Annotated in this window: 18 protein-coding genes; 4 read left to right on the top strand and 14 right to left on the bottom strand. The window is 45.9% G+C overall.

Annotated elements, in window-relative coordinates; all coding sequences use genetic code 11:
- The 11 genes from ACZ5V1_RS05305 to ACZ5V1_RS05255 all read right to left on the bottom strand — a co-directional run bounded on the left by ACZ5V1_RS05305 (nucleotide 1) and on the right by ACZ5V1_RS05255 (nucleotide 11,503).
- Nucleotides 1-432, bottom strand: coding sequence for an Hsp20/alpha crystallin family protein (locus ACZ5V1_RS05305; protein ID WP_464390954.1), 432 nt, complete (start codon nucleotides 430-432; stop codon nucleotides 1-3).
- A 292-nt stretch (nucleotides 433-724) separates the two neighbouring features.
- The gene (locus ACZ5V1_RS05300) at nucleotides 725-1,396 is read right to left on the bottom strand and encodes a GntR family transcriptional regulator (protein ID WP_464390953.1); all 672 of its coding nucleotides are present in this window, start codon (nucleotides 1,394-1,396) and stop codon (nucleotides 725-727) included.
- 269 nt (nucleotides 1,397-1,665) lie between these two features.
- Complete coding sequence (locus ACZ5V1_RS05295) at nucleotides 1,666-2,889, bottom strand: hypothetical protein (RefSeq protein ID WP_464390952.1); 1,224 nt, start codon at nucleotides 2,887-2,889, stop codon at nucleotides 1,666-1,668.
- 58 nt (nucleotides 2,890-2,947) lie between these two features.
- A complete protein-coding gene (locus ACZ5V1_RS05290; RefSeq protein WP_464390951.1) occupies nucleotides 2,948-4,219 on the bottom strand; it encodes a TRAP transporter large permease in 1,272 nt (423 codons plus the stop codon).
- Nucleotides 4,220-4,230: 11 nt separating this feature from the next.
- On the bottom strand, nucleotides 4,231-4,731 hold the full coding sequence (locus ACZ5V1_RS05285) for a TRAP transporter small permease (protein WP_464390950.1): 501 nt from the start codon (nucleotides 4,729-4,731) through the stop codon (nucleotides 4,231-4,233).
- 54 nt (nucleotides 4,732-4,785) lie between these two features.
- Nucleotides 4,786-5,778, bottom strand: coding sequence for a TRAP transporter substrate-binding protein (locus ACZ5V1_RS05280; RefSeq protein ID WP_464390949.1), 993 nt, complete (start codon nucleotides 5,776-5,778; stop codon nucleotides 4,786-4,788).
- A gap of 84 nt (nucleotides 5,779-5,862) precedes the next feature.
- Nucleotides 5,863-6,864 (bottom strand): D-cysteate sulfo-lyase, encoded by a 1,002-nt coding sequence (gene cuyA, locus ACZ5V1_RS05275; protein WP_464390948.1) that lies wholly within the window; start codon nucleotides 6,862-6,864, stop codon nucleotides 5,863-5,865.
- 24 nt (nucleotides 6,865-6,888) lie between these two features.
- Nucleotides 6,889-7,278, bottom strand: coding sequence for a RidA family protein (locus ACZ5V1_RS05270; protein ID WP_160713560.1), 390 nt, complete (start codon nucleotides 7,276-7,278; stop codon nucleotides 6,889-6,891).
- A 385-nt stretch (nucleotides 7,279-7,663) separates the two neighbouring features.
- On the bottom strand, nucleotides 7,664-9,106 hold the full coding sequence (locus ACZ5V1_RS05265; protein ID WP_464390947.1) for a Na+/H+ antiporter NhaC family protein: 1,443 nt from the start codon (nucleotides 9,104-9,106) through the stop codon (nucleotides 7,664-7,666).
- Between the two features lie 108 nt (nucleotides 9,107-9,214).
- Entirely contained in the window at nucleotides 9,215-10,216 is a 1,002-nt protein-coding gene (gene cuyA, locus ACZ5V1_RS05260; protein WP_464390946.1) for a D-cysteate sulfo-lyase, read from the bottom strand.
- 1,005 nt (nucleotides 10,217-11,221) lie between these two features.
- Nucleotides 11,222-11,503 (bottom strand): peptidylprolyl isomerase, encoded by a 282-nt coding sequence (locus ACZ5V1_RS05255; RefSeq protein WP_160713544.1) that lies wholly within the window; start codon nucleotides 11,501-11,503, stop codon nucleotides 11,222-11,224.
- Nucleotides 11,504-11,818: 315 nt separating this feature from the next.
- On the opposite strand from ACZ5V1_RS05255, the gene ACZ5V1_RS05250 reads away from it, so the two are divergent.
- The 4 genes from ACZ5V1_RS05250 to argB all read left to right on the top strand — a co-directional run bounded on the left by ACZ5V1_RS05250 (nucleotide 11,819) and on the right by argB (nucleotide 17,414).
- Nucleotides 11,819-13,285, top strand: coding sequence for a 30S ribosomal protein S1 (locus tag ACZ5V1_RS05250; RefSeq protein ID WP_464390945.1), 1,467 nt, complete (start codon nucleotides 11,819-11,821; stop codon nucleotides 13,283-13,285).
- Nucleotides 13,286-13,501: 216 nt separating this feature from the next.
- On the top strand, nucleotides 13,502-14,947 hold the full coding sequence (locus ACZ5V1_RS05245; protein WP_464390944.1) for a Do family serine endopeptidase: 1,446 nt from the start codon (nucleotides 13,502-13,504) through the stop codon (nucleotides 14,945-14,947).
- 148 nt (nucleotides 14,948-15,095) lie between these two features.
- A complete protein-coding gene (gene hslU / locus ACZ5V1_RS05240; protein WP_464390943.1) occupies nucleotides 15,096-16,481 on the top strand; it encodes an ATP-dependent protease ATPase subunit HslU in 1,386 nt (461 codons plus the stop codon).
- Between the two features lie 39 nt (nucleotides 16,482-16,520).
- Nucleotides 16,521-17,414, top strand: coding sequence for an acetylglutamate kinase (gene argB, locus ACZ5V1_RS05235; protein ID WP_464390942.1), 894 nt, complete (start codon nucleotides 16,521-16,523; stop codon nucleotides 17,412-17,414).
- A gap of 278 nt (nucleotides 17,415-17,692) precedes the next feature.
- Here argB and ACZ5V1_RS05230 read toward each other — a convergent pair whose 3' ends face one another.
- The 3 genes from ACZ5V1_RS05230 to ACZ5V1_RS05220 all read right to left on the bottom strand — a co-directional run bounded on the left by ACZ5V1_RS05230 (nucleotide 17,693) and on the right by ACZ5V1_RS05220 (nucleotide 24,127).
- Entirely contained in the window at nucleotides 17,693-19,021 is a 1,329-nt protein-coding gene (locus tag ACZ5V1_RS05230; protein WP_464390941.1) for a hypothetical protein, read from the bottom strand.
- A gap of 613 nt (nucleotides 19,022-19,634) precedes the next feature.
- Nucleotides 19,635-22,757, bottom strand: a complete 3,123-nt coding sequence (locus ACZ5V1_RS05225) for an efflux RND transporter permease subunit (protein ID WP_464390940.1) — start codon at nucleotides 22,755-22,757, stop codon at nucleotides 19,635-19,637.
- On the bottom strand, nucleotides 22,754-24,127 hold the full coding sequence (locus ACZ5V1_RS05220) for an efflux RND transporter periplasmic adaptor subunit (protein ID WP_464390939.1): 1,374 nt from the start codon (nucleotides 24,125-24,127) through the stop codon (nucleotides 22,754-22,756). The genes ACZ5V1_RS05225 and ACZ5V1_RS05220 overlap by 4 nt, the downstream gene beginning before the upstream one ends.
- Nucleotides 24,128-24,131 lie beyond the last annotated feature (4 nt).

Genomic DNA, 24,131 nt, shown 5'->3' with positions numbered 1-24,131 from the left:
CTATTCCTTTTTGTCGCCGCGGGTGATTGGAATTGTACGTCTCTCGGGGATATTACAGCTCGGCAGTGAGATGGTTAAATGACCATCTTCCAAACGGGCTTCCACATCTTCTAATCTGACTTTGCAGGGTAAACGCATCTGAGTTTCAAAAGAGCCTACAGACTCTGCATCCTCACACGTTTCAGAAAAAGCACATCGTAAAGTTATATATGCGCCATCAATACTTAACTCTAAATTGTCCTCAGTCACACCGGGAAGCTCTGCCTCGATGCGGTACCCTTCATCAGTTTCAACCAGTCTTAATTCTGTATCCATCAGCGGCTGGCATACAGAAGGTAATCCGAACTCAGAACAAATCTGATTAAACATTCGATCGCTATCGAGTTTCAGCCGCTGCAGTTGCTGGTTTCTCCATGATTTTAGATTGGACATTGACAGACCTCCTGCGCTTATGCGCGTTCATCAATTACTAGTCGCTCCTTAAGTTTGTATCGCACCTGCCATTTTGTAGATATGATTCTAGCAAGTTATACGACATAATAAACGTAAAATAAACAAGACCATTACAAAATAAACAAGCCCCTCAAAAGAGGGGCTTGATACGTCACATCACACGTAATGAACATACGGGTGGACACTGAAATTAATCGACACAAACAACTGTGTCTATTTTTTCAAACAATACTGTGTAGATGTGACTAAATATGAAAGTAGTATGGGCGAATTACGCCTCATCATCCTCCAAAACATCTACGCCATAACGCTCCATGCGTCGTCCGGACTCTATGTAGTGTTCTCGGAGATTATTTTCTATGGCAACAACATCTTTAGTTCGCAGTACCTCTAATAAGGTCTTATGGCGTTCATATACGGCATCTAAGGTGAACAGTTCTTTCCAGTAACGGAAAAGGAGAAATTTAGAAATGCCCTGACAAGAACGACGTGCCAATTCACCAATAAGCTCATTGGTATTTTTAGAGAACAGAATATCGTGAAAACGGTCATCAAGTTCAGCCATGGAGGTTCCATTCTCTCCACGCTCAGCAACTTTTTTCATGTCTTCAACGACTTTCTGTAACTGCGTAAAATCGTTTTCTGTAAATTTTGAAATGGTTGAGGATACAGCAGCACCTTCCAAAACACCGCCAGTAAAATAGCTGTCTCGGATCTGCTTCGAAGTAAGAGCTGTGATAAACTTACCACGCTGGGGAATGGAGGTAATAAGCCCTTCTTTAACAAGCATCTGTAACGCTTCGCGCACAGGTGCCCTGCTAATGGAGAGCTCAGTCGCCACTACAACTTCATTAACCTTATCTCCCGGGTGCAATTTCCCGGTAAGAATGGCATCTTTAATATGAACGATTATTTGTTCGCTATAAGTTTTTACGGCGGACATGTTTTTCCTTCTACCAAGCTCTGATTAAGAGATTTTATGCTCTGTGTCGAAAACGCCTTAAGTCCCACAACGTTTCTCTCTGAACTTCGACACGAACATGCAAATGGTTTTGCCCATTATAAGGACTTGGTACTTATAATAAAGATACAATGCATAGGCAAATATCTTTTATTGACGCTCAGTTAATCCTTCTGTTGGCGCATTGTGCAAACGGGCAAAAGCTGCCCATGTGACAAAGAGGCATTAACTGTATCGCAAAACATCATTTTTTAAAATGTGTCCGGCGGCATTAAAATTTGCCGCGCCCGCACTAGCTGCGTTGCTTCATCAATGTTGGCGACCAAATGGGGGGTTGCTGCGGTAACTATTCGCAGATATTGCCTTACATCCATCGGGGATACTGCCGGGATGTGCCATCGTCTAATATTTACGCCTGAAACAGCCATGGAGAGAACTGCAGCCATGCCGGGCTGCAACCCTCCACCACCGACAAGCGTATTCAGAGCTGAACTCATAAAAGTAACCCCGCCAGCGTCCTGGCTGACGAGCACGGCTAGCTCGCCAATAAGAGAAACCTTCTCGACAGAAGACTGCGCGGCAGAAAGCGCAACTCCTAGCTCTGCGATGCGCTCACCTAGTTGATGAGTCATCGTTTCCAATTCTGTTCCACCACGTGGATACGCGGTGTTGGAGCACATAGTTACCACACTCGCATCATGTGCTCCGCAACATAAGGCTTTACCCACAACAGGGTTGTCAGCCTCTTCATTATACCGAACCCACAATACATCCGCACTCAGTTCACTGCATGCGGCAGGTACATAGGCTTTGCTTTCAAGAACAATGGTTGGCAGCTTGTCTAGCCCAAGGCGCTGCATTGCAACACCTTTGCCACCGTATGCAAGGTTCCCTTCAGCATCTTCAATGGGACCTGTTCCGCCTGTTGCGGCATTCAGCGTTGCCATAACAGAAACAGGATGCCCGTCGATGGTAAGAACTGTACCAAGACAACCACCGCAGGTTCCTGCGAGGCTTTCATCTTCGTACACAAAATTTTCTGGATATTTTGCAAGAAAAGTATCCATGACCGCATGGCATAACGCAGTCTGGAGTGCTACCGGCACTTCGCTTACGCCCTGCCCGTAGATTCGACCAAAGGCTTCCAGCACTATCCGCTGGTTGAATATGGCATCCGATCCCACTGTGCGGAGTGCAAGCTCTGCCTCGTAGGGAGTAATTCCCCTGCGAGCATGTGCCTTGCCTGTGCCGCCGTCCTCTGTGGTTACGGTGAACCAGTCGCCTTCTACTGTAACAGTCTTAACAGTTGTATTAACCGAATAGGCTTGCGCCATAAGAGTTACAGTAACAGCAAACCCTGCGGTATCGTCCTGAATAAAACCGGAATGGCTATGGACGTGACCCGCGCCTGCGTGTCCCATAATTCCAAAGCAACCTGTGGCTTCGGAGCATGTGGATATTGAATATTCTTGCATAGTCCTCTTTTAACGGGGAGGACAGTATCCTCCCCGTACATATGCAGTTCGGCGTCTACTAGAGAAGTCCCAGAGACAGAGCCGGAATAAATGTGATTGCTAAGAGTGCAATACACATGGTGAACAAGAACGGAAGAACAGCTACGCTGAGCCGCTCAATGCTCAAATTACTAATACTACAGCCGACAAAGAGGTTTACACCAACCGGTGGAGTAAGGAAGCCCATTGAAGCTGCTACAATCATAACGATACCAAAGTGGATTGGATCCATACCAAGGTGCTTCATAACTGGCAAAAGAAGCGGAGTAAGAATAAGAATGTTTGCCAGTGCGTCCATAAAGGTACCCATAATCAAGAGGAATACCAGAATGATAGGAATCAGAACGTATTTGTTGTCGGAAATACCAACAAGGATTTCTACAAGCATGTCAGGTACATTGTAGAATAACAGAATCTGACCCAATGCGGTAGCGGTTGCTACTACAATAAAGATAGATGCAGATGTGATGGCAGTGCCGCGGAAAATCTCCCACACTTTCTGCCAACTGAGCGTACGAAGGACAATGCCCTCTGCGATAAAGGCATACACAACAGCGATAACGCCTGCTTCTGTCGGGGTAGTAAGACCACCGTAGATGCCGCCAAGTACAATAAGCGGAACCATAAGAGCAACAAGAGCTTCACGCAGTGCAGTGATACGTTCCATGAAGGTAGCACGTTTGCCCCCACCGTAACCGTGACGGCGAGCAATAACGTAGCTACAAGCCATGAGACATACGCCTACAAAAATACCTGGGATAACGCCTGCAATAAACAAATCACCAACAGATACGCCAGCGGTTGTGCCGTAAATGATGAGAGGCACACTAGGTGGAATCATAACACCGAGGCAACCTGCTGATGTGTTTACTGCCGCTGCAAAACTACGGCTGTAGCCTTCTTTAACCATGGCAGGAACCATGATGCCGCCAACAGCAGCAACAGTTGCCGGAGAAGAACCGGAAAGAGCGCCGTAGAACATGCTTGTTAACACGGAGATATGAGCCATACCACCGGTTACGTGTCCTACAAAACTGTGGGAAACTTTAAGTAACCGCTGTGCCATACTCCCCTTCTGCATAATCTCCCCTGCCATAATAAAGAATGGAACAGCCATAAGGGGGAAAACATCAAGAGAAGTAATCATCTTTTGAACAAGGAATGCCGGTGGAAGCATATCGCCAAAAACGATACCCACCGCAACGCAAAGCCCGATAGCAATGCCGATTGGCACACTAAGTAACAGAAAGAATGCAAGCGATGCAAAAATAATAACGATTGTAAATTCCATGAGATAGGCCTCTATATTTCTGCTGAAGGAACTGGATCGATTTTACCAGTTGCTACGCCAATAATTCTTTCAACGGTACGTAATCCCATAAGGAACATGCCGAATGGAAGGCTAAGAAAAACCCAGTACATTTTGATTTCCAATGCAGGAGTTTTCTGGCCTGTGGTCATGAGAAATTGAACCATTTCCACGCCCCACCATGTACACGCAAAGCAGAAAACAGCTGTGCACAAATACGCCATCAATGTGAAAGGCTTTGCAAGACGACCGCCTGCAACTGTACGGAAGATAGTCACTTCAAGGTGCTTATCTTCTTTGGTTGCATAACTACAGCCAACATATACAGCCCAGATAAATAAATAACGGGCTAATTCTTCTGACCATTCGAAAGAATATTCAAGAACGTATCGTGAAAAAACCTGTACTGCGATGAGCAAGGTCATCACAACGAGGCAGGATGCTGAGAAGATTTCTTCAAAACGAGCCAGATACGATTTTCCATTACAAGACATGCACTCTCCTTAAGCCTGTCGACCGAATAATTCGGCCGACAGAACTAAGTACTGTTATTCAGCTATAGTTGCTTTCGCTTTTTCGATAAGTTCTTTACCGATGCGATCTTCAAACTCTTTGTATACGCCTGCAGAAGCAGCAGCCCAACGAGCGCGTTCTTCAGGAGTGAGTTTTACAACTGTAACGCCTTTAGCAGCGAGTTTAGAAAGAATTTCTTTTTCGCCATCACGAATGAGTTTACGTTCGTAAAGTTTAGATTCTTCAAATGCAGTAAGAATCAGTTCTTTATCAGCAGCGTTGAGGCTGTCGAGGAAACGTTTAGAGATCATTACGAGATGCGGGCTGTAAAGGCTGTTAACAATAGTTACGTTGTTGTTAACTTCTGGGAAGTTGTTGTGCCAAGCGAGGTTGAGGTCGATATCGATACCATCAACAGTTTTCTGCTGAAGCGCTGTGTAAACTTCACCCCAAGATACTGGAGTTGGGTTCATACCAAGAGCACGCAAAGTTGCGATGTGTGCTTTAGACGGAGTAGAACGAATTTTGAGGTTCTTAGCGTCTTCAAGGGTTCTAACAGGCTTCTGGTTGTTCCAAAGGTTACGGAAACCAATTTCAATGTAACCAAGACCTACGATACCGGAAGCTTCAAGAGCTTTGGTAGCGTGCATACCGATAGGACCATCGGTAATTTTGTCTGCTGCTTCGTAAGAAGGGAACAGGAACGGAAGGTCAAAGATAAGGAACTCATCAGAAAACGGAGCAAGGTTCGGTGTAGCAGCAGAACCCATCTGCAGCATGTTAAGCTGCAAGCCCTGTACTACGCTGTCAAAGTTACCAAACTTTGAGCTATCGTAAATATCAACTTTGTATTTACCATTTGAACGTTCTTCAACAAGCTCTTTGAATTTTTCAAAAGCCATGCCCATTGGGTGCTGAGGCACGTTCGGGTGTGCAAGTTTAATAACTTTCGGTGCAGCTAAAGCTGAAGTTGCGCCAATCAAAAGAACAGCAACAAGCGCAAGAATGATCACTCTAACATTTCTCATACTTCTCTCCTTCACTAGGTGTTATTTTCTTACAAAAAGCCGTGCGAAGTCCACGAGCTTCGCACGGCGTAGGGACAATACTTTCTATTTGAAGGTATCGAGGTAAGCGTACAGCGCTGGTGAGCCACCAGTGTGCAAGAATACTACGTTTGAACCTTCAGGGAAATGGCCTTTACGAACGAGGTCGATGAGACCAGCCATTGCTTTACCGGAGTATACAGGATCAAGAAGGATACCTTCTGTCTGTGCAAGCAATTTAACAGCTTCGATCATAGAATCTGTTGGGAGGGAGTAGCCTGGTCCAACATAAGAATCAAAGCATTCGATTACAGAGCTAGGAACGTCACACTTGATGTCGCCAATAAGTGCTACAGTTTCTTCAACAAGCTTGTAAACGTGTGCTTCCTGAACGTCTTTTGGACGGCTTACGTTGATACCGGAAACTGGGATACCGGAGTTATTTGCGTACATACCAATAGCCATACCTGCGTGGGTACCAGCGCTACCGGAAGGAACAACAACGTGATCAACTTTGAGTTTCATTTCGAAGAACTGCTGAAGGAGTTCTTCAGCGCAAGAAACGTAACCGAGTGCGCCGATGGAGTTAGAAGCGCCACCAGGAATGATGTACGGCTTTTTACCTTCTGCAGTAAGAGTTGCAGCGAGTTTTTCCATTTCGCCCATCATGTCAGAGCCACCGGAAACAACGGTTGTGCTCTTAACACCAAGGATGTTGAAGAGGAAGTTGTTACCGGAACCTTCTGGTTTGTAGCTGCCTTTTACGCGTTCTTCGAGAATAAGGTGACAATCCATGCCTTCTTTAACAGCCCAAGCGAGGGTAAGACGGCAATGGTTAGACTGAACAGCACCACAAGTGATGATAGTGTCAGCGCCTTTTTCGATAGCATCAGCCATGCTAAAGTCAAGCTTACGTGTTTTGTTACCACCGGATGTGCCTGGGAGGAGGTCATCACGTTTGATAAATACGTTTACTTTACCGCCGAGTGCTTTTGAAAAAGCAGGAACAGCTTCGAGTGGGGTTGCGGAAGAAACATAGCCACGACGAGCAAATTTTGCGAGGTTCATAATTTTTTCTCTTTTAAAAGACAGTTAGTTTTTTTTACGGAAAATAACTTCAATTTCGATATCTGCTCCAAGTGGAAGAGCAGCTACCTGAAACGCGCTACGAGCTGGGAAAGGCTCGTTAAAGAACTGTGCGTAAACGGCATTAACGTCTTTAGAGTCGTTAACGTCGGTAAGAAATACAGTTGTCTTCACAATGTCATCAAGGGTGCAGCCAGCAGCTTCGGCTAATGCTTTGATGTTTGTGAGAGCCTGATGTGCTCTGTCGGTAATTGTGCCTTCGCGCATGTTACCGGTTGCAGGGTCGATCGGCAGCATGCCAGATGCGAATACAAAGCCGTCAGACTCAATTGCTTGAGAATAAGGACCTACAGCAGCAGGCAATTTCTCGGTAAATATTGGATTTTTTGTAGACATGTTGTCTCCAGTCTCACTGGTTTATTTTAAGTGCCGTATTGCGACATGTAAAATGTCGACATTTCACACGGCGTGTTTTGTCTTAAAAAGAATTTACAAAGCTTGTCAAATACATTTTGCGAACTTTCTTTGTCTTGCTCTAATGCATGCCAAAGATTTGTCACTCAGAAAATGAAGTGGCACTCTTAACTTGTTAACAATAAAAGCTTTTTATCAAGGTAGAAACAGACAATATTTGTTTGCAGAAACTTCAACGAATTTTGCATATTTATAGGACGTTGAACCACTTCTGCTCACATCAAACCAATCCTAATAAAACAACCATCCGACAGGTTCACTATAGAAACGCTTGTTCATTATGGATTATGTTCAGAATAGCAGTGTGTTACGCAGCTTCGCTAACAGATTGAACGTTATCCATATCTGTATCGTCGCCCTCTTCGTTCTCTTCATATGCTCTGTTCCAGCCGGTGATGGCAGAGAACATAAGCACCGCAAAGAGAGCCCAAGAATACGGGTTACAAAGAGCAGCGGTAATCGGAGGTGCTGAAATACCGAAAGCTTCTGAAGATGAGATAACTGCTGCATACCAACCTGCCACTACGATGTGCCACGGCAGAATGAAGAAGACAGTACATACAGCACAGTCCATCAAGTTAGCTCTTCGAGCAGGTGCCAGCTTAAATCGTTTACCAATCGGTTTCACAAGACTTGGGCCAACCAGAAGCTCTGCCGGTGCGTTTGCTGAGATTGGAATAGATGCAAGGATGGTTACGCCGATAATGGATAACTCTGCCTGTCGAACTGTGCCGATCATGAATTTTTCAGCAAAAACTAAGATGTTTTCCATGATGCCGCTTTCAACAAGAATCTGAGTTACAGCAAGAATCAAAATCGCGAAAAACGCTGCGCCGACAACACTGTTGATACCATTCTGAATGATACCTGTAGACAGACCTCGTTCAGCCGGAACGTGGAAAATATCTGCCAAAGTCATGTTACCGATTGAAACGCCGATGATCGCAGCTGTAATGTTACCGTAGATCAAGGATTCGATAATATGGCGTCCTTTCAATGCAGATACCACTACTACTATAAGGGCGAGGAGCATGAACGCGCCGGTAGGATTCATCTGTGCCTGAACCTGTGGAAGGGACTGTACGGTTCCGCCACCACCAAAAACCAGGAAGATAGTGCCTGCAATTGTAGCAGCAGCTATTGCGAGCGGGAATCGGCTCCGCACAACATCACTCATAGTCGCGCCCTGAGTGTAAGCGGATACAATTGTTGTGTCAGAAATAGGTGCAAGGTTGTCACCAAATGCAGCACCGGAAAGGATTGCAGTAGCAAGCAGAGCCGGATCTGCGCCTAAGAAGTAACCTGCTGGGTAAAGAACAGGAGTCAGTGCGATACAAGTACCAGTGCTTGTGCCTGTACCAAGAGCAAAAAGCATTGCTGCAATAAATACAACCAGTGTAAACAGCCCGCCCTGTGCGCCGGTAGTCATACCAAGCCAGAGAAGACCTTTTACAAGACCGCCACCAACCATGAGCTTGCCGAACACGCCAGCAAACAACCATGCAGTAATGATAACGATGCCTGTGGAATCACCGATGCCACGCATTGCCGCCTGACAATACTCGTGTTTGTTTTTTGCAAAGAAAAGTCCCGCAACAAGAGCCATCCACGCACACGCCCAAAAAGGTTTTGTTCCGCCACGTTCAGCTACAGAAAGCCAAACAAGCCCTACAATCAATACCATTAATGGAACAAGACCGCCCCACACGCCCCCATACAGATCAAGCTTCTTTTCTGTCAAATTTTCCATAGATCCTCCAATACACTTAACCACCGCACGGTTGTGCAATATATCACAAGAGAACACCAAAAAAACGTGCGGAGCACTTAAGCTCCGCACGATAAGAGACAATACTTTCTATTTGAAGGTATCGAGGTATGCGTACAGCGCTGGTGAGCCACCAGTGTGCAGGAATACTACGTTGGAACCTTCTGGGAAATGACCTTTACGAACGAGGTCAATGAGGCCAGCCATTGCTTTACCAGAGTAAACTGGATCAAGAAGGATGCCTTCAGTCTGAGCAAGCAATTTAACAGCTTCGATCATGGAATCAGTAGGAAGGGAGTAGCCTGGTCCAACATATGAATCAAAGCATTCGATTACGGAGCTAGGAACGTCACACTTGATGTCACCAATAAGTGCAACAGTGTCTTCAACAAGCTTGTAAACGTGTGCTTCCTGAACGTCTTTTGGACGGCTTACGTTGATACCGGATACTGGGATACCGGAGTTGTTTGCGTACATACCAATAGCCATACCTGCGTGGGTACCAGCACTGCCGGAAGGAACAACAACGTGATCAACTTTGAGTTTCATGTCGAAGAACTGCTGAAGGAGTTCTTCAGCACAAGAAACATAGCCAAGTGCGCCGATGGAGTTAGAAGCGCCACCAGGAACGATGTATGGCTTTTTACCTTGTGCAGTAAGAGTAGCAGCGAGTTTTTCCATTTCGCCCATCATGTCAGAACCACCGGAAACAACGGTTGTGCTCTTAACACCAAGGATGTTGAAGAGGAAGTTGTTACCGGAAGCTTCAGGCTTGTAGCTGCCTTTCACGCGTTCTTCGAGAATGAGGTGACAATCCATGCCTTCTTTAACAGCCCAAGCAAGAGTGAGGCGGCAGTGGTTAGACTGAACAGCGCCACAAGTGATGATGGTGTCTGCACCCTTTTCGATTGCGTCAGCGATGCTGAAGTCAAGCTTACGGGTTTTGTTACCACCGGAGGTACCAGGAAGAAGGTCATCACGTTTAATGAAGATATTTACTTTGCCACCCAAAGCTTTTGAAAAAGCAGGAGCTGCTTCAAGAGGAGTTGGGGAAGAAACATAGCCACGACGTGCAAATTTTGCGAGATTCATGATGTTTTCTCTTAAAAAAAAGATAGTTAAATTTTAGTAAAAATAACTTTGAGTTCGATACCCGCTTCCACAATGCAAGCTGAATCGAAATCATCAAGGGTAAAAACTGGTTTCCGAAAAAACACAGCAAACGATAGTAACTTCTTTATGGTCGCTAATATCGATAAGAAATACTGTGGCGGCATGTGACACACCCAAAGCATTCAACAATTCTTGCACCAGCCGTACACTTCGCCAAAATCACGCAGCTTGCATCAGTAGCAGTGTCTTAACGAATACCAGTGGAACAAAAACGTCGAGCTTCTAGCGTTCACACAAAGCCATCGGCATATTGTTTGAGAATAAAACTTTATACGTAAGTACTTACTCTCTCAAAAACAGATTTTTTTGCCGACATAGTACAAGCATCCATCGTGAAGTTGCCATTTTGGTATAGATGTAAAATGTCGACATTTCATATGCCGTGGATTTTTATTAAGGATTTATTGCAGATCTTGTCAAACATATTTCGAAAACTTTTTTCCTAATCCCTTCAAAATCATTTAAAAATTTCTCCCTGCGAAAAACACAATAAAAACTAACATACTTAATTTAATTGATATTTAGCTATTAAGAAGCAAGGATATCTGAACAACAACTTCAACAAATTTTCTGCCTCAAATGACGTTACAGACTCTCTTACTCTTTCTGAAAGATCGTCCAATGAACTATCCTTCCAAAACAGCGAAAACTCATTTCCAAAATAAAAAGCTTCTGACCGCCCTACTTATATAAAGAATGATCTGCTATTAATTGATTCAAGATACATAAAACTTGTCAACCATGGACGACATAGCGCTCACTACCCCACGCCTCCTTCAACTTGTCGCCTGCTAAAACTTGCCCAGCAAAAAGCCCCGTCTAGTTGTTGCATCAACTAACGGGGCAAAAATTCACAAGATACTCAAAAAGAGTATCTTGCACAGTGTGATACACAAGTATCACTTACTTTTTTAGTCTAGGCTGCTAGTCCTGACGTTCAGTAACTTCCACGAGGTGGTAGCCGAACTGAGTCTGAACAGGGCCGTGCACAACGCCTACTTCTTCGTGGAAACAAACAGTATCAAATTCTGGTACCATTTGACCCGGGAAGAATTCACCGAGTTCTCCGCCACGGCGGCCAGATGGGCACTTAGAGTACTCTTTTGCGATCGCAGCGAAATCTTCTCCGCCAACAATGCGTGCCTTAAGTTCGTTACAAGTATCCTCAGAATCAACGAGGATATGACGTGCTTTAGCTTTTGCCATGGTAAAACTCCTAATGTATGATATAAGAGGCATATCATGCCAGATGATACAAAATGAATCAACTTAGTAAATTCACACTGCCAAACTGTACAGTGTTACACAAAAAAATTAAATTATCTGCGGACTTGTCGAAAATCAATTTTAAACGCAGAAGGTCAGTGTTTTCAAGGTTAAAGCAACGTGCGGGAGTTTCAGCGCCCATTTTTTAGCGGCGCTCTTTACGTTTTCGCACTTGTATATAAGGCAAATGAAAGATATAGCGCCCAAAGCGTATTGTGCATCAATCATCTAACCCCCTCTCTCAAGGAGAACTGGATGACCGGTTCCGAAGATAGCCGTCCAAACGGCACCATGGAAAATTTTGAAGAAATGCTGGAAGCCTACACTGGCGCTGATAAGGCGCTTTCTGTTGGCGACAAAGTTTCTGGCCCAATCATTGGTATGTCCGGTGATAACCTTTTTGTCGACGCTGGAGCAAAGATCGACGGCATTGCCGACCGTTCTGAATTCCTCGATGACGCAGGTGAACTCACAGTTGCTGAAGGCGACACCGTAGAACTCTACGTTACTGCTGTCAAAGCTGACGCAATCCATCTCTCAAAAGCTATCAGTGGCCCTGCTGGTGCAGCTATGCTCGAAGAAGCATTCAACGCAAGTCTTCCTGTTGAAGGTAAAGTACTTGCTACCCGTAAGGGTGGCTTTGATGTTGAAGTTTCTAAACGTCGCGTATTCTGTCCAGTTAGCCAGATTGATACACGTTTTGTTGAAAATGCAGAAGAGTATGTTGGTCAAACATTCTCCTTTGCTATCATCAAATTCGAACAGCGCGGCCGCAACATTGTTGTTTCCCGTCGTGCTCTACTCGAGCAGGAACAGCAGGCAGCTCGTGATGAGTTCCTCAAAGACGTTAACGAAGGCGATCTTATTGATGTAACCATCACTCGCCTTACTAACTTTGGCGCATTTGCAGAACTTACTGCTGGCGTTGAAGGTCTCATCCACGTTTCAGAACTGTCTTGGACACGTATTGCCCAGTCAGACGAAGCTGTATCCGTTGGTGATAAACTGCGCGTTAAACTGCTTGGCGTAGAAACCGACAAAAAAGGTCAGCTCCGCATTTCTCTTTCAGCTAAACAGGTTCAGGAAAACCCTTGGAACCGTGTTGAGTCTGAAATCACTGCTGGTGAAGTACGCAACGGTAAAGTTGTTCGTATCACACCATTCGGTGCATTTGTTGAAGTGCTTCCTGGCATTGACGGTTTGGTACACATTTCTGAAATGTCCTACACCAAACGCATCCACAAAGCAGAAGACGTTGTTTCCGTTGGCGACACCGTTTCTGTTAAAATTAAGTCCATCGACTTAAGTTCCCGTCGCATCTCCCTCAGCATGCGTGATGCTGAAGGCGATCCTTGGGCAGACGTTGAAGAACGCTTCCCAGCAGGCGCTGAAGTTGAAGGCACAATTGAGTCTTCCTCTGATTTCGGTCTGTTTATCAACCTTGCTCCGGGCGTTACCGGTCTTATGCCGAAGTCTTTGATGGCTAAAGCTGATAAAGCAGCAAACCTTGATGCTCTCAAAGCAGGCGACAAGGTTGAAGTAACTATTTCTCAGCTCCGCACTGCTGAGCGTAAAGTTACTCTCGCTCCTAAAGGCGTAGCAGCCTCTGAAGACACTTCCTGGAAAGCGCATCGTAAAACACAGACTGCTAAAGCAGAACCACAGAGCAACTTCGGTTCTTTGGGTTCCCTGCTGCAGGACGCGCTCAACAAGAAAAAATAATCTGTTGATGCACACGCTAATTGAAAAGGATCAGGTAACTGATCCTTTTTTTTGTCCAAAATTTACCGCATTCAACTTTCTCCTCCGTAAAAAATAACCCTCCCTTATACTTTTTTTCGTTTACAATGATGAAATAAATATTATGTAGATGGATGTATGATCTTATTATACCGCACGGATAGAGTTCCCACCTGAGCCCTTAGGAGATTTTGAATAATGACAATTCGTAAAAAGCTACTTTTACTCCCTATTTTTGTATTAGCGTTTACGCTAACAACTCTCCCTGCCATGGCGGATTTACCTAACTTTACCGAGTTAGCAAAAAAAGCAGGTCCCGCTGTTGTTAACATCAGCACACAAAAAAAAGTTGCAGTCCCGCAGCAAAACCAGCCGGGGATGCAAGAATTCTTTAAAGATAACCCAAGCACACCGTTCGACGACTTCTTTAAACAATTTGAACGCTACTTCGGCGGTGGCCGCCCTCGCGCCGAAACAGAACGTTCACTAGGCTCCGGATTTATCCTTTCTTCAGACGGTTTCATCGCAACCAACAACCACGTTGTTGAGGGTGCAGACGAAATCAAAGTTAACATTCTGGATGAAAAGGGAGACTACGAGTCATACGACGCAAAAATTATCGGTACAGACCCGTTAACCGACCTTGCCCTTTTAAAAATTAAAGCAAAACGAGAGCTCCCTACCCTTGAACTTGCCGAATTTTCTGAAGTTGAAGTAGGCCAATGGGTTCTCGCTATCGGTAACCCGTTCGGACTGGATCATACTGTTACAAGCGGCATTGTCAGCGCGCTTGGCCGTAACATCAGTAACAATCCGTATGACAACTTTCTTCAGACAGATGCATCCATCAACCCCGGTAACTCCGGTGGCCCGCTTCTTAACCTCAAGGGTGAAGTAATCGCCATTAATACCGCCATCATCGCACGTGGTCAGGGTATTGGTTTTGCTATTCCTAGTTCTACTATTAAAGACATCATCACCAGACTGAAAACCGACAAAAAAATCCGTCGCGGCTGGCTTGGTGTTTCCATTACCAACGTAGACCCGAACATGGCGAAGGCTCTTGGACTTAAAGAAGCAGAAGGCGCATTCATCGCGCAGGTGGTACCGGGAGAGCCCGCCGCAGCGGCAGGTCTCCTCGAAGGTGACATCATCTTAAAAGTAAACAATGAAGCTGTTGCAGATGCAGCAGAACTTATTCGCGCCGTTTCCGCACTCGAACCGGGCAGCACTGCTAAGTTTACCGTGTACCGCAAAGACAAAAACATTACCGTTAAGGTAAAGCTTGGTGAACGCGGAGCTAAGGACCAGAAAGCACCTTCACAGAAAGGCCCGCGCGGCAAAGACAGTGACATAAAAGGGCTTGGACTTACCCTTGGCCCGCTCGATGTGAAATCAGCACAGGCGCTTGGTCTTAAAGAGATCAAAGGTCTGCTTATTACTAATATTGTTGAAGGAAGCGTTGCTGCACGCGCAGAACTGCGCGCCGGTGATGTTATCCTCGAAGCAAACCTGACTCCGGTCAATTCAGTCAAAGAGTTTAAAAACATCCTGAAGACTCAAGGCGAAAAGCGCGGAGCCGTGCTCCTCAAAATCGTTCGACAGCAACAGGTTATGTTCAGGACTATGACTCTGGATAAATAAACCCCGATGACTAAAAGGGCACCGGAAGGTGCCCTTTTCTATTTTGAAGTTTAGCTATCCGCCCATCGCATCGATTGCTACAGCTAAATATAGCAGCACCTAATTTGCGATTGGCAATCTACAAGCAGCTTGTTAATATAGCCCGTTATTGTACACATACTTATCAGGAGATTATAACGTGCTTACACCACGTGAAATTGTATCCGAACTGGATAAATACGTTATTGGACAGAATGGTGCCAAACGCATGGTGGCAGTTGCTATGCGTAACCGCTGGCGACGCCAGCAGATCGAGCCGTTATTACGCGACGAGATCGCACCTAAAAATATTATTATGATGGGCCCTACCGGCGTTGGTAAAACTGAAATTGCCCGCCGTCTTGCCAAGCTTTCTGCTTCTCCGTTTGTAAAAGTAGAGGCAACTAAGTTCACAGAAGTCGGGTACGTTGGCCGTGACGTTGAGTCTATGGTTCGCGATCTGATGGAACTGAGCGTTGCCCTTGTACGTAACGAAGAAACAACTCGTGTTCGTGCACAGGCAGAAACCAACGCAGAAGAACGTCTTCTCGACTTGCTTCTTCCAGGTTCTGCTCCAAAACCGATGCAGGAACCTGTTACTACATTTGATACGCCAGCAGCTGACGCGGACAAAGTAAACTCCACCCGTGAGAAAATGCGTAAAATGTTCCGTGAAGGCAGACTTAATGACCGCGAAGTAGAAATGGAGCTTGAAATCGCTCCACAGGGCATGGAAGTCATGGCAGTTCCGGGTATGGAAACCATGGGCAGCCAATTTAGTGACCTTTTCAGTAAAGCTTTTCCTTCTAAGAAAAAGAAAAAGCGTATGAAAATTGGCGATGCCTTGCCGCTTCTGGTTGAAGAAGAAGCAGCACGCCTTGTTGATGAAGAAAAAGTCACCGAACTGGCAAAAGAACGTGTTGAAGAATCCGGTATTATCTTTATCGACGAAATAGACAAAGTTGCCAGCTCCCAGCAAGGCGGCAAATCTTCAGACATCTCACGCGAAGGTGTTCAGCGAGACTTGCTTCCAATTGTTGAAGGCAGCGTTGTAAATACTAAATACGGCATGATCAAAACAGACCACATTCTGTTTATCGCAGCGGGTGCTTTCCATCACTCCAAGCCGTCTGATCTTATTCCGGAATTACAGGGTCGTTTCCCGCTTCGTGCGGAGTTAACTGCTTTGGGCAAAGACGAGTTCTTACGTATTCTTAAAGAGCCTCACAACGCCCTTACCATTCAATACTCTGCACTCCTTGCAACAGAAGGTGTAACTATCTCCTTTGCAGACGACGGGCTGGAAGAAATTGCAGCCTTTGCAGAAATGACCAACCAGGAAACTGAAAATATCGGCGCGCGCCGTCTCTACACTATTATGGAAAAGATTCTGAGCGACATCTCTTTTGAAGCTCCAGATCGTTCCGGTGAAGAAATTGTTATCGACCGCGCATTTGTAGAAAAGCACTTAGAAGATGTTCGCGAGGATAGAGACTTAAGTCGCTACATCCTCTAATAGACTTGCGGAACAATCCCCGCAGCAGGAACTACGTAAATGAAAGACTACGCTAAAGCACAGCTTACATCACGCATTCTCATTGAATCTCTTCCGTATATTAAGAAGTTCCATGGTGAAATTGTGGTCATCAAATATGGTGGCCATGCAATGAAAGACGAAGAGCTTGGTCGTGCATTTGCTCAGAACATTGCTCTGTTAAAGTACGTAGGCTTAAAGCCGGTAATCGTACACGGCGGCGGCCCACAGATTGGTCAAATGCTTGATGCTCTTAATATTACCTGCCAGTTCCGCGAGGGACACCGGGTAACCGACGAAGCAACCATGGATGTTGTAGAAATGGTGCTCGTAGGCAAAGTAAACAAAGAGATTGTTAACAAGCTCAATATGTCAGACTGCAAAGCTGTAGGGCTTTCCGGTAAAGACGGTACACTTCTTCGCGCCCGCAAGCTTCGTATGGTTGCAAGCGGCGCAGACAAGCCACCTGAAATCATCGATCTTGGTAAAGTTGGCGAAGTAATAGGTGTAGAATCGGGTCTGTTAACCGGTCTGCTCTCGGAAGGGTACACACCAGTTATCGCACCAGTGGGCGTAGATGCAGAGGGTAACACCTACAACATCAACGCAGACTCCGTAGCCGGTGCAATCGCAGGCGCATTGCCCGCTAAGAGACTTCTGTTACTTACAGACGTTGCCGGTATCCTTGACGCGGATAAAAACTTGCTCGAAGAGCTGACCATAAAAGAAACTCTCGAACTCTTCGAGGACGGAACGCTGCAAGGTGGCATGATCCCGAAAGTGAAATGCTGCCTCGATGCCATCAATGATGGCGTGTCACGCGCTACTATTCTCGATGGTCGTGTAGAAAACTCCGTACTGCTGGAGCTGTTTACAAACAGCGGCATTGGTACACAGATTCTCGGTAACAAGTAGGCAAGACGTTGCGAGAGTAATATGTTGGAGAGCGATATGTAGTTATTGCCTCCGGCGGGTCTCCGACGGGCAAGGGTTCTCCCCCTTGCATCCCCGCAAGAGGAACTTCCTCTTGACTGCGATTAACGAGTCAGTCATCAGGCCTTGCGCAGGCTCCGGCTTATCTGGGTTTCGACTTATCTGGGTTTCGATACTAAACAAAAAAGCGTGGGCTTATGGCTCACGCTTTTTTGTTTAATCAACCTTCGGGAAAAGATATCAAAAAGTTTGTTAAGACGTTAGGCATCCGTGGCAGCATCCTTATAGATAGCCTTTGCAGCTACTTCTTGCTGTTTTTTCACAGTGCTGCCGGCTACAACCAGCTTAGTGGTATTCTCATCCGCATTATGCAACATAGCCTCTCGAACAGCCTTAGTAAATTCTGCTCGATGATCGCCTTTTTCTGCTATTTCACCTTTGAAATCAGGTTGCACATACCCTTTCTTTTTTAGTTCTGGGGGAGTCTCATATTCTTCCACAACAGTAACATTATCTGCACCGTCCTCATTGCCCTTTAATTCGAGATTATAAGCCTTCCCTACGACAACAGAATCCGCGCCAGTACCAGTATCAATGGTGCCGCCAACTTCATCTGTCGGAATATTCGACTCTGAACCGACACGGCTTACATAAATCTGGTCCTTGCCAGCGCCTGTAGAGAGATATGTATCGCCTATAGTCATATCGGAAGATTCTGTTCTGTCCACATTAACAGAATCATCACCGTCCCCGGTACGAATCTTTAAGGCAGCACCACTATCAGTTGTTACAGAGACAGTGTCATCACCACTACCGGAATCAACAACGCCTCTAACACCAACGTCGCCAATCTTTACGAAGTCATGACCAGCGCCTGAATTTGCATCTAAAGATGCGTTACCAGCATTCACATTAATATAGTCATTACCAGCGCCGCCTTTCAGGGTAACAAACCCAGCATCAGTGGTTGAATAGATAATATCGTTACCAGCGCCACTATCTATGGACACACGGCCTTTTCGCCGCAATGTGCTCTCATTCGCAACGGACACAATAAAGTCGTCACCCGCGCCAGAATCTACATCACCTGAAAAATCAACGATGATGTCATCTTCACTTCCGCTAAGTCCTGAGAATTTACTGAAAGATAATGTGCCATCTTTGTTTTCATTAATTATGGTATTCTCGGCAACTTTTGCGTGAAAGTGGTTCCCGTTCGAATCATTAACTTCAATCAACACAAACGGCTTGTTTGCCCTGTCCATTCCATGCTTAAAAGTAAGCTTACTTCCCAGCTTGGTAACCAGTGATGCAACATCTGACGTAGACGATGAATCGATATCCACAACAGTGCGTTCGATCCCTCTACTCGCCTTCTCAGTAAGGCTTTTTTCCAATGCCTGCTTTGACAGCTCTTTTGCTTCAGACGAAATTTCTACGACATACGCAGGAGCCGATGTCGATGCAGAGTTACTACTGGAACTTGCAGAAGCAACTGGCGAACCAGCCTCACGCGATGCCAGTACACGATCCTTTGCGTACCGTGCATCCATTCCCTTTTGAAGTTCAGCAATGCCCATACCTGACATATGAAGTGTCCTCCCTAATTTTTTGAAACTCTACGCAGCTATTCTCAATAAATGGAACATACCTGCGCCCTACTTATTGGATCGTCAATATTGCAGAAACCTTTATTAATACGTTCTTTATATTTATATTTTATCTCTATATTTTAGATACATAGAAGCACAATACATAACCATTGCCGTAGACAATCTCTCGTGAAAATTTCACTTACAATAAAAAACACGCGTCATCCTATTTTTAATTTTCTACATTTAGAAATATCAATCTCTTCTACAGCAACTTAACCCTTTTTGTGACCATGCCCTTGTTCTCCTTAGAACCAGAGACGAGGACACAAAAAATCAGGCTCCCCCATACACTTTGTATGAAATAGCCTGACGTTCTCATTGCTGATGGCAACATACCGATCTTACGCGTTTAATTGCGACTCCCTATGCAATATTAGGTATTGTTTGAATAAGAAAAGGTCTGTTCCAGTTATTCTGGAACAGACCTTTTCTTATTGTATGGTAAAAGAGTATTCATTCTAAGGTGAAAGCCAACTGTTTACCATCTTACTATTTTTCAACATAAGATACTTACCAGACTTTTTGACCACCTAATTAATGATATCAGCTAGTTTACTGAAGTGCTTTGCCGTGCGGTAAGCCCTAGATCATCGAGTATCGTATACAGCGACGGTACAACGAACAAAACGAGCAAGGTAGACGCAAGAAGCCCGAATACAAGGCTTGTTGCCAGTGGAATGAGCACCTGTGCTTGCAAGCTTCGCTCGCTGAGCAACGGCACCAGCCCCACTATGGTGGTAAGTGATGTAAGCAACACGGCTCTAAATCTACTTCTACTTGCAGATGTGGCAGCCTGAGATGCAGATGCTCCTTCACGCAGGCGTATTTTCACAAACTCCACCAATAAAATGGAATCGTTCACCACTACCCCTGCTAGGGATGCAAATCCCATTATGCTGACCATTGAGAGATCCAGCCCCATGAGCACATGCCCCCATACCACGCCAATAAATGCCAGCGGGATGGTGCTAATGACTACAAGTGGTTCTATGTAACTGCGAAACTGAAAACTGAGTAGAATAAAGATACCGAAAATGCCGAACAGCAGCGCGTCGCGCATGGATTCGCCTGTCTTGGCACCTTCTTTTGCTTGCCCTTCCAGATCAAACTCAATTGCGGGATATTTCTGCATGAGAGCGGGGAAGAATGTTGCCTTTGTTTCTGCAAGAATTTCGTTGGAGTTCGCCACAGCCGTATCTATGTCACCCTGTATTGTTACAGTACGAACAGAATCAATACGAGCGATACGGGCATAGCCCCTGCCGTTTTCCAATACTGCCACAGTGCCTAGCGGAATCTGTGCACCGGAAGGCGTGGTTACATGGAAGTATTCCAAATCGCCGAGACTGTTCCTATCTGCATCTGCTAAACGAACGCTCACGTCATATGCTTCTGCGCCATTTTGAATCTGCGCCGCTTCTTTGCCATAAAATGCAGCACGAAGCTGCTGTGCAATAGTTCCTGCACTCATTCCCAAAACAGTAGCACCTGATTTCAAATGCACCTGAATTTCCGGTTTTCCCGGTCGCAGGTCATCTGTCAGATCAAACACTCCTTCAAAGCTAGCAAGCCAGATTTGAAGCTCGCGCGATGCGGCTTTAAGCTGCGACAGATCGTTTCCTTTAATACGGATATCAATAGGAAGCCCCGCTGGCCCCAGCGCCGGTTCCTTATATGTAATAGTGACTACATCCGGAATATTTTTTGCCTTCTTGCGCCATTCTTGTGTGAGTTCATCGATAGATGTTGTTCGCAGCTCTGCACTCAGTAAGTCGAGCGTAAGCGTCACTACATGCGCCCCCACTTCGTTGGCATCCGTATTCTTATTGTATTGAACCGCAATATTCTGCACCAGTGGCTGTCCATCCGGTTGCTGTGGGCTGTAATGGCTATTTATGACATCCAGACTGCTGATGAGTTTTTCTACAACAGATTCTGTACGTTCTAACGGAGTTCCCTGCGGCAACAGCACACGAGCTTGCAGCACATCGCCTTCTACATCGGGAAACGCACTTGTTTTAAGCACGCCGCCCGCAAGCATAGCTACAGAGATAAGAAGCAAACAGAATACGCTACTTACAAACAGATAACGCCACGAAATGACGGTATCTACAGCACGTCCCAAAACATCTTCGCGAATGCGTTCAAATTTTGTATCGAACCATGCACGGAAGCGAGTTTTGGTTTCCGGTGCATGCTCCAAAGAATGCACAAGGTGACTCGGCAGTATAAGGAAGGCTTCAATTAGGCTTACAAAAAGGGTTAAGATAAGCACAGCGGGCATTACCCATAGCACTCTGCCGATATTACCGCTCACCTGAATTGCAATGGCACCGAAGATAAGCAAAGTGGTGGCGAAGGAAGAGAATACCCCCATTGCCACTTCGCTTGTACCATCCACAGCAGCACGCAACGCACTTTTCCCTCGTGCCATATGCGCCGCAACGTTCTCGGCGATAACAATGGCATCATCCATCACCAGCCCGAGAGACAGCAGCATACCGACCATGGTAATCATATTCAGCGTCAGCCCCGCTGCATCTATGGCAAACACAGCGCCAAGAAAGGACACAGGCAGCCCCATAACAACCCAGAATGAAAGCCGGATGGAAAAGAAAAGCCACATGACCAAAAACACCAAAACAAGTCCTTCTATGCCGTTGATAACAAGCATTTGCAGACGATCGCGTACAATGGTTGTGGTGTTGTCTGTTAAGGCTAAAGACACGCCCTGCGGAACCACTGACAGTTCTTCGTTCATAATTTTTTGAACAGAATCGAGAATTCGCAGCGAATCCTGTTCTACAGTCTTTTTAATAACCAGCTTGCCTGCACGATTGCCGTTGAAGATGTACTTATCCTCGTCGAGCTCAAAGGTATCGCTAATGTGTGCAATATCACCGAGTCGAATCTCTGCTCCGGTTTTACCGGATGCGACAATCAGGTCTTCGAACTCATAAATTTTTCTACGTTGATCAGCGAAACGGATTAGAATGTCTGCGTCGTGTGTTTGTACTGTACCCGCTGGTAAATCAATACTCTGACGGCTGATGACATCGGTAATATCCGACATGGAAAGCCCGAACTGCATTAACGTTGCCGCTGGCACTTCAATACGAATTTGATGCTCCGAAAAGCCTTCAACATCCACAAGCGTAATGAGCGGATCTTTCAACAAGCGGTCTTTCAACTGCTCGCAGTACAACTTCAAATGCGGCAACGACATAGGACCACTGACAGCTATGGATACCACATTATGTTTACGACCAAGCCGTTGCACTACAGGCTCATCCGCTTCCATTGGAAAGTCATCAATAGCGTCGATCTCTGTTTTCACATCATCAACAAACTGCTTTACGTCGCCGCCTTCGAGCATTTTTACAACAACTCTGCCCCTGTTTTCGCGGGCTTCGCTTCGCACTTCCTCCACGTTGGCAACGCCATCCACGGCATCTTCAATTCGCTGACAAATAGATTCTTCCACATCTTCCGCAGTAGCACCGGAATACTTAACTACAACTTCCACTTCTGAAGGGGAAAAGTCTGGAAACGTTTCGCGCACCAATTTTGGCGCAGTGACAATACCAAGTACCAGCAAGATCAGCATAAGCAGATTCGACGCAGTAGGATGCCCTGCAAAATACCGGATAAATCCTATCTGCCGGCTCATTTTACGCTCCCTTCACCTGTTGCCTCGGCAACAAGACGCTGGAGAGCTTTAGCATCGTCCACTGTTTTTAAAAGCATACCGTCGATGGCTGGCACTACGTCACTCAGTACGATTACATCGCCAGCTTTGATGCCGCTTGAAATAGAAACAAATCCGGACTGCGGAGAATGCGTTACCACTGTGCGCAAACGCAAACGGTTCTGTGTATCTACCACATACACAATCTGGTCGTGCACGGCAGAGCGGGGGACAATGACAGTATTCGGACGCGGAGCACCGCGCAGTTCTACTTCTGCATAAATGTTTTTAAGCAAAGGAGGTCGCTTGCCGCCTTCTACTTTTAGGTACGGATCATCCACCGCAACATAAATACCTATGGTGCGAGTTGCAGTATCCACGGCATCACTCAAGCGCACAACTTTGCCTGTCCATTCCACAATGCTATCCGGCAATTTTAGACGAATAATAGCATCCAGCTTAACAAAATCGCGCACAACTTCTGTAGATTTCCCGCCTTCGAAATTTGGCCGTTCTCCGCGGGGCACTACGTTTTTGAAAAGATACAACGGAACCTGCGCAAGAGCTTCAGAGCGTCCCATGCTATCCAGCGTTGCCAGCAGCTCCCCTATTTTTACTGCTTGACCAATTTCCACTTTCTCGTCTGCAACACGGCAATCAAACGGAGCACGGATAACAGTCTTTGCTTCGTCGTGCTTTGCATCTGCCACCTGCGAACGAGCTGACGAAAGACGCGCACGCAACTGTTGGCGTTCCGCAGGAATAGTATTCAAGGTAGAAGAGTAATTCTGCACAGCATTGCTCTGTGTCAGGTAATTGTGTTCGACCGTGTCCTGTTCTGATTTAGAAATTACATTGTTTGCAAACAATATAGAATTACGATCAAGCTCACTACGACTTAGTTTCAGCTTGTCTTGCTCAATTTTCAACTTGCGTCGGGTATCTTTTTCGGTTTGATCCAGTCTGCGAATCTGCGCGAGAACATCCTGCACATTGGCTTCGTCACGCTGCCGCGCGTTTCCTTGTTCAACAGGATCTATGCGTAAAAGCACTTCACCCTTGCCGATAATATTACCTTTCTTCAGCGCCGGATGCACAGCTACAATCTTGCCACTCGTTTCAGCAACAGCGTCCCACACCTGCCCCGGCTGCACATAGCCATAGCCCAGAGCACGCGGCACAACACTCACCGCCGGAACAGTAAGAGTGCGTACAACCTGCACTCGCTCCTGCGGCGGCACTCTTTGTGGTGCTTTTTTTGTCTTAACCATGCCCACAAAGACCAGCACACCAATGAGCAGTACTGGCACCACTACAAGCTTTCTCGTCTTCAAAATATCGAGCACCCGCATGATA

The sequence above is a fragment of the Halodesulfovibrio oceani subsp. galateae genome (assembly GCF_055397225.1).
Note: the sequence above shows the minus strand (reverse complement) of the source record. Positions and strands in the feature narration are given on the sequence as shown.

Coding starts and splice junctions, on each gene's coding strand:
- ACZ5V1_RS05305 (WP_464390954.1), bottom strand. CDS start 432: ATGTCCAATCTAAAATCATGGAGAAACCAGCAACTGCAGCGGCTGAAA.
- ACZ5V1_RS05300 (WP_464390953.1), bottom strand. CDS start 1,396: ATGTCCGCCGTAAAAACTTATAGCGAACAAATAATCGTTCATATTAAA.
- ACZ5V1_RS05295 (WP_464390952.1), bottom strand. CDS start 2,889: ATGCAAGAATATTCAATATCCACATGCTCCGAAGCCACAGGTTGCTTT.
- ACZ5V1_RS05290 (WP_464390951.1), bottom strand. CDS start 4,219: ATGGAATTTACAATCGTTATTATTTTTGCATCGCTTGCATTCTTTCTG.
- ACZ5V1_RS05285 (WP_464390950.1), bottom strand. CDS start 4,731: ATGTCTTGTAATGGAAAATCGTATCTGGCTCGTTTTGAAGAAATCTTC.
- ACZ5V1_RS05280 (WP_464390949.1), bottom strand. CDS start 5,778: ATGAGAAATGTTAGAGTGATCATTCTTGCGCTTGTTGCTGTTCTTTTG.
- cuyA (WP_464390948.1), bottom strand. CDS start 6,864: ATGAACCTCGCAAAATTTGCTCGTCGTGGCTATGTTTCTTCCGCAACC.
- ACZ5V1_RS05270 (WP_160713560.1), bottom strand. CDS start 7,278: ATGTCTACAAAAAATCCAATATTTACCGAGAAATTGCCTGCTGCTGTA.
- ACZ5V1_RS05265 (WP_464390947.1), bottom strand. CDS start 9,106: ATGGAAAATTTGACAGAAAAGAAGCTTGATCTGTATGGGGGCGTGTGG.
- cuyA (WP_464390946.1), bottom strand. CDS start 10,216: ATGAATCTCGCAAAATTTGCACGTCGTGGCTATGTTTCTTCCCCAACT.
- ACZ5V1_RS05255 (WP_160713544.1), bottom strand. CDS start 11,503: ATGGCAAAAGCTAAAGCACGTCATATCCTCGTTGATTCTGAGGATACT.
- ACZ5V1_RS05250 (WP_464390945.1), top strand. CDS start 11,819: ATGACCGGTTCCGAAGATAGCCGTCCAAACGGCACCATGGAAAATTTT.
- ACZ5V1_RS05245 (WP_464390944.1), top strand. CDS start 13,502: ATGACAATTCGTAAAAAGCTACTTTTACTCCCTATTTTTGTATTAGCG.
- argB (WP_464390942.1), top strand. CDS start 16,521: ATGAAAGACTACGCTAAAGCACAGCTTACATCACGCATTCTCATTGAA.
- ACZ5V1_RS05230 (WP_464390941.1), bottom strand. CDS start 19,021: ATGTCAGGTATGGGCATTGCTGAACTTCAAAAGGGAATGGATGCACGG.
- ACZ5V1_RS05225 (WP_464390940.1), bottom strand. CDS start 22,757: ATGAGCCGGCAGATAGGATTTATCCGGTATTTTGCAGGGCATCCTACT.
- ACZ5V1_RS05220 (WP_464390939.1), bottom strand. CDS start 24,127: ATGCGGGTGCTCGATATTTTGAAGACGAGAAAGCTTGTAGTGGTGCCA.